The 5,487-nt window shown below is 74.0% G+C and carries 5 protein-coding genes; 3 read left to right on the top strand and 2 right to left on the bottom strand.

Translation table 11 applies throughout. The features are described 5' to 3' along the window. A partial coding sequence (locus tag DQW85_RS28545) for an MFS transporter (protein ID WP_113702965.1) occupies positions 1-1,407 on the top strand: 1,407 nt, incomplete at its 5' end. 55 nt (positions 1,408-1,462) lie between these two features. Here DQW85_RS28545 and DQW85_RS28540 read toward each other — a convergent pair. Both DQW85_RS28540 and DQW85_RS28535 read right to left on the bottom strand, forming a co-directional pair. Beyond that, entirely contained in the window at positions 1,463-1,858 is a 396-nt protein-coding gene (locus tag DQW85_RS28540) for a cold-shock protein (protein ID WP_113702964.1), read from the bottom strand. A gap of 93 nt (positions 1,859-1,951) precedes the next feature. Beyond that, on the bottom strand, positions 1,952-2,572 hold the full coding sequence (locus tag DQW85_RS28535; protein WP_240197490.1) for an HAD family hydrolase: 621 nt from the start codon (positions 2,570-2,572) through the stop codon (positions 1,952-1,954). A gap of 82 nt (positions 2,573-2,654) precedes the next feature. Between DQW85_RS28535 and DQW85_RS28530 the strand changes: the two genes are divergently transcribed. Together DQW85_RS28530 and DQW85_RS28525 are read left to right on the top strand one after the other, a co-directional pair. Next, entirely contained in the window at positions 2,655-3,326 is a 672-nt protein-coding gene (locus tag DQW85_RS28530) for a TetR/AcrR family transcriptional regulator (RefSeq protein WP_240197489.1), read from the top strand. Between the two features lie 70 nt (positions 3,327-3,396). Beyond that, positions 3,397-5,487: helicase-associated domain-containing protein (locus DQW85_RS28525; protein ID WP_113702966.1), on the top strand; the 2,091-nt coding region annotated here is incomplete at its 3' end.

Here is a 5,487-nt window from a genome sequence, read left to right as displayed (position 1 = left end):
CGGGGCGCCAGACGGGCCGGCCTCGCGACGGCAGGCGGCGCGCGCACGGTCGGCCGGGCGACCCGTCGCCTCACCCACGCCAACGGTGCGGACCGCACCGGGCTCGGCCGGTTGATCGAGCTCACCGCCGGCAACAGCGCGGGCGACGCGCTGGTCACGGTGGCGCTCGCCAGCACGGTGTTCTTCGGCGTGCCGGTCGGCGAGGCCCGGGGGCCCGTGGCGCTCTACCTGGTCATCACGATGGTGCCGTTCGCGCTGCTGGCGCCGTTCGTCGGGCCGATCCTCGACCGCTTCAGGTCGGGGCGCCGCTACGTCATGGCGGGCACGCTCTTCGGACGCGGCCTGCTCTGCTTCGCCATGGCCGCCGCCGTCGGGCCTGGCGACCTGGTCACGCTGTTCGCGGGGGCGCTGGGCGTGCTGGTGCTGTCGAAGGCGTACAACGTGTCACGTGCGGCGATCATGCCGAGCGTGCTGCCCGCCGACATCACGCTGGTGTCCGCCAACGCCCGGGTCGCGCTGTTCACGCTGGTCTCGGCGGGCCTGGTGGTGCCGGTGGCGGCGGGCCTGGCGGCCTGGCTCGGCAGCGCCGCGGTGCTGCGCATCGCGATGATCGTGTTCCTGCTGGTCGGCGTCTTCTCCGTACGGCTGCCGCGGCACGTCGACTCCCCGGATCTGGAGGAGGAGGACGGCGAGCAGGGCAGGGCGGCGCGGTGGCGCACGCTCCTTCAGGTGGGCCCCACGGTGGCCGAGGCGGTCTGGGCCAACGTGGCGATCCGCCTGTTCTCCGGTTTCCTGCTGTTCTTCCTGCTCTTCCTGGTGCAGGACGGCGAGGTGCCGTGGCTGGCCGGGCCCGCCCCGCTGTTCGACGTGCCGAAGACGATCGCGCTGCTCGCGGCGGCGGCCGGGATGGGCGGCCTGGTCGGCGCGGCCGTCGCCAACTGGGCGCGCAACCACTCGCCACAGGTGATCGTGCTCCTCATGCTCGCCCTCACCAGCGCGACGACGATCGCGACCGCGGTCTTCTTCGGCCTGTGGACCGCGGTCGCCATCTCCCTCGTCACGGCGTTCGCGCAGGAGCTGGGCAAGCTCGCCCTCGACGCGATCGTGCAGCGGGAGATCGGCGAGGAGGTCCGCTCGTCCACTTTCGGCGTGGTGGAGGCGCTGCTGCAGCTCGCCTGGGTGTTCGGCGGGCTGATCGGGCTGATGCTGTCGCTGACCGAGAGCGGCGCGGCCGGGCTGGTCACGCTCGCGGTGGCGCTGACCGCCGCCCTCGGCTGGCTGGTGATCCGCAGGCGCGCCCGCGTCCGCGCGGTCAACGCGAAGCTGAAGGCGACCGTACGCGACCAGCGCCCGGGGCCCCGCGACCCCCTCGACTCGACCAAGCCGCTGACCAACCCGAACGCCTAGCACCCCGAACGCCCCAGACCCGGGCGCCCGGGCCGTTACGAGGTCGGTGGAGCGGTCAGGCGTCGAGGTCGTCGGCGACGGCCCGCAGCACCTGCGCGATCTTCTTCGCGTGGGCCGCGTCGGGATGCTTGCCCCGCTGGTAGGAGGTGGAGACCCCGTCGAGGAGCTTGATCAGGTCCTCGACGATGACGACCATCTCGTCGGGCTTCTTCCGCTTGCCCTTGGGCTTCGTCTTGGCCAGCGTCGGCGGCTGGTCGAGGATCCTGACCGAGAGGGCCTGCTGACCCCGCCGGCCCTCCGCCACGCCGAACTCCACCTTCTGGCCGGGCTTGAGTGGCCCGGCTCCTGTGGGCAGCGCGGAGGAATGCACGAACACCTCACCGCCGTCGTCACGGGTGAGGAAGCCGAAACCCTTGTCGGCGTCGTACCACTTGACCTTGCCACTCGGCACAGGAGGGACCTCGTTCGAACAGTCGTAAGGATGAATGCGATGTAAGGTTATGCCCCGGAGAGCCCGGCGGCGACCAGGTAATTACGCTGCGATTCACCCGGGTCCGCCGGGGGGACGCCAGCCGGAGTACCAGCCGGCGAATTCGGTCAGGTCGCCCAGTGCCACATCCGCTCCGTGATCACGCAGCTCCTCCACCGTGTAGGGGCCGGTCGCGACCGTCACGCTGACGGCGCCGCCCGCCCGCGCCGCCTGGATGTCGGCGACATGGTCACCAACATAGGCCGCGGCGCCGAAGCGCGCGAGTGCCGTTCCCTTGGCGGCTCCGAAGACGGATCCGACGATCTCGTCCACCTCGAAGCCGAGCATCCTGATCGTGCTCGTCGCGTCGCGCACGTTCTTGCCGGTCACGACGATCACCCTGCCACCCGCGGCGCGTACGGCCCCGAGGGCCTCCAGCGCGCCGGCCATGGCGGTGTGCACGGGCACGGCCACGGCCGGGTAGAGCTCCCTGAACAGGGTGGCCGCGGCGGGCACGGCCTCCGCGGGCAGCCAGTTCGCCAGCTCGATCTCCAGCGGCGGCCCGAGCCGGGAGATGACCGCGGCGCTGTCGATGAGCACGCCGAGCCGCGCCGAGACCTCGTCGAACACCGCGGCGATGCCCGACCGCGTGTCGGCCAACGTCATGTCCAGATCGAAACCCACCGACTTCCCCACACGGTGCAGGATGCCAAACGAGTACGGGACAGGCGTAACGCGCCCTGGTGTGGGACCGTTGGAAGGGAGGTGTCACCAGCACATGACCAGATCGCCGGACGCGGCCCGCGCGGAGCCCGCGAGGCGGGGCGCGCGCGTGGCCGTGAGCACCCGCGAGCGGATCATCGACGAGGCGCTGCGGCTGTTCGCCGAGCGGGGCTACTCCGCCACGTCGGTGGCCGAGATCGAGGCCGCCTCGGGCCTCTCGCCGGGCGCGGGCGGGCTCTACCGGCACTTCAAGTCGAAGTACGAGGTGCTGGCCGCGGCGATCAACGAGCACGCGGCGCGCACGCGCACCCAGGTGGCCGAGAGCCTGGCGGAGCTGGGCGACATGGAGGACTCCGTCGACCTGGAGGCGCGGCTGTCGCGCCTGTGCCGCGCCGGGCTGGCCAAGGTGCGCGAGGAGTCGGAGCTCACCCGGGTGTTCTTCCGCGACCTCAGCCAGTTCCCCGAGCTGGTGGCGGTGGTCCGCGAGGGGCTGCTGCAGCCCATGTTCGACGCCATCACGACCTGGTTCCGCACCCAGCCCGAATACAGCGGCGCCGACGCCGACTGGCACGGCATCGCGGCCGTGCTCGGCGGGGCGGTGGTGCACTACCGGCTCTTCCAGGACACCGTGGGCGACTCGCCGGGCCACGTGGAGAAGGACCGGTTCGTCGCCGCCTGGGTGCGGCTGGCCGTCGGGCTGCAGTCGAGCCCGGCGCGCGTCGGCTGACCCACCACGCTTCCGCCCCTCGGTCGCGCGCGCCATGCCGCCCCGTGGGGCGGGACATACCATGGCATCGATGGAGTTCACGGAGTGGATCAGGGGGCGTACCGACGACCAGCTGCGGGCGCTCGTCTCCGCGCGCCCCGAGCTGATCACTCCGGTGCCCGCCCACCTGGAGGGCCTCGCGTCGCGGGCGGGCAGCCCGTCGGCGATCGGCAGGGTGCTCGACCGGCTCGACCGTTTCACGCTCGCCGTCGTCGAGACGCTGGCCGTGCAGACCGGGGCCGTCCCGAAGGCGACGCTGCGAGAGCTGGTGGGCAGGGCGCTCGCCCCTGGCCGGACGGGGCCCGGGAAGCCGGAGCCGGCGCTGTCCGCCGCGCTCGACCGGCTGCGCGACCTGGCTCTCGTGTACGGCCCCGACGACCGGATCGCCCTGGCCCCGGGCGTCCGCAAGGTGCTCGACGACCCGGCGGGGCTCGGGCCGCCCGCGGTCGAGGTGTTCCGGCACCACCCGCCCGAGCAGCTCGACGAGATGGCCGACGACATAGCGGCGGGCACCGCCGGCACGGGCAAGGAGCGCCTCGCCGCCGCGCTGGCCGAGCCGTGCGGTCTCATCGAGGAGGTCTCCGACGAGGCCAGGGCAGCGCTCGACCAGCTCGCCTGGGGCCCGCCCACGGGACGGGTGCCCAACGCCAGGCGCGAGGTGCGCGTCGGCTCCGCCCGTTCCCCCATCGAGCAGCTGCTGGCGCGCGGCCTGCTGGCGGCCACGGGCGAGGAGAGCGTGACGCTGCCGCGCGAGGTCGGCCTGCACCTGCGCGGCGGCCGGGTGCACCGCGACCTGCTCGCCGTGCCGCCCGCTCTGGAGGGGGCGGCACGCGACCAGAAGCTGGCCGACCGGACGGCGGCCGGTCAGGCGTTCATGTTCGTCAGGGCCGTCGAGGAGCTGTGCGAGCGCTGGAGCGTCGACCCGCCCGGCGTGCTGCGCACCGGCGGGCTGGGCGTGCGCGACATGAAGCGCACCGCGACCGAGCTGGACGTGCCGGAGTGGGCGGCCGCGCTCGTCGTGGAGGTGGCGCACGCGGCCGGCCTGGTCGCCTCCGGTGGCAGCGTGGACGGCGAGTGGCTGCCGACCAGCGGCTACGACCTGTGGCGGGTCAGGCCGACGGCCGACCGGTGGGTCACGCTGGCGGTCACCTGGCTGCACACCGACCGGGTGCCCGGCCTGGTCGGCGAGCGTGACGACCGCGACCGGCCGCTGAACGCCCTCCATGTCGACCTGCGCAGGTCGTCCGCCGCGCCGGTGCGGGCGGCGACGCTGGGCGTGCTCGCCTGCGCGCCCGGACTCGCGCCGACGCCGGGGTCGGTGCTCGACCGGCTCACCTGGGAGCAGCCGCGCAGACGGGGGCCACTGCGCGAGCAACTCACCGAGTTCGCGCTGCGCGAGGCCGAGCAGCTCGGCGTGAGCGGGCTCGGCGTGCTTTCCGGGCACGGGCGCGCGCTGCTGTCCGGCGACGACGCCGCCGCGGCGCTCGCGCCCCTGCTGCCGGAGCCGGTCGACCACATCCTGCTCCAGGCCGACCTCACCGCCGTCGCGCCGGGCCCGCTGACCAGCGAGCTCAACCGGTGGATGACGCTCGCCGCCGACATCGAGTCCAAGGGCGGCGCGACCGTCTACCGGTTCAGCGACGGCTCCATCCGGCGTGCTCTCGACGCCGGGCAGGGCGCCGACGAGCTGCTCGCCGCGCTGGGGCGCCACTCGGCCACCCCGGTGCCGCAGGCGCTGTCCTACCTGGTGGCCGACGTGGCCCGGCGGCACGGGCGCATCCGGGTGGGCACGGCCAGCGCGTACATCCGCTGCGACGACCCGGCCCTGCTCGACCAGTTGACCGCCGACCGCCGCTCCACCTCGCTGCGGCTGCGCAGGCTCGCCCCGACGGTGATCGCCTCCCGCACGCCGCGCGCCGCGCTGGTCGACTCGCTGCGCGCGATGGGGTACGCCCCCGTGGCGGAGTCGCTGGACGGCGACGTGATCATCTCCCGGCTCGACAGCAGGCGCACCGAGGGCATGCCGGCGGCCCGCGCCGTGCCCTCGGGCAACGGCCTCGATCCCGAGGTGGCGGTGGCGGCCGTGCGCGCGCTGCGGGCCGGTGACGCCGCGCACCTCGCG

Source organism: Nonomuraea lactucae (assembly GCF_003313395.1).
Lineage (GTDB): Bacteria > Actinomycetota > Actinomycetes > Streptosporangiales > Streptosporangiaceae > Nonomuraea > Nonomuraea lactucae.
This window is presented reverse-complemented; position numbering and strand designations above follow the sequence as displayed.

Coding starts and splice junctions, on each gene's coding strand:
- DQW85_RS28530 (WP_240197489.1), top strand. CDS start 2,655: ATGACCAGATCGCCGGACGCGGCCCGCGCGGAGCCCGCGAGGCGGGGC.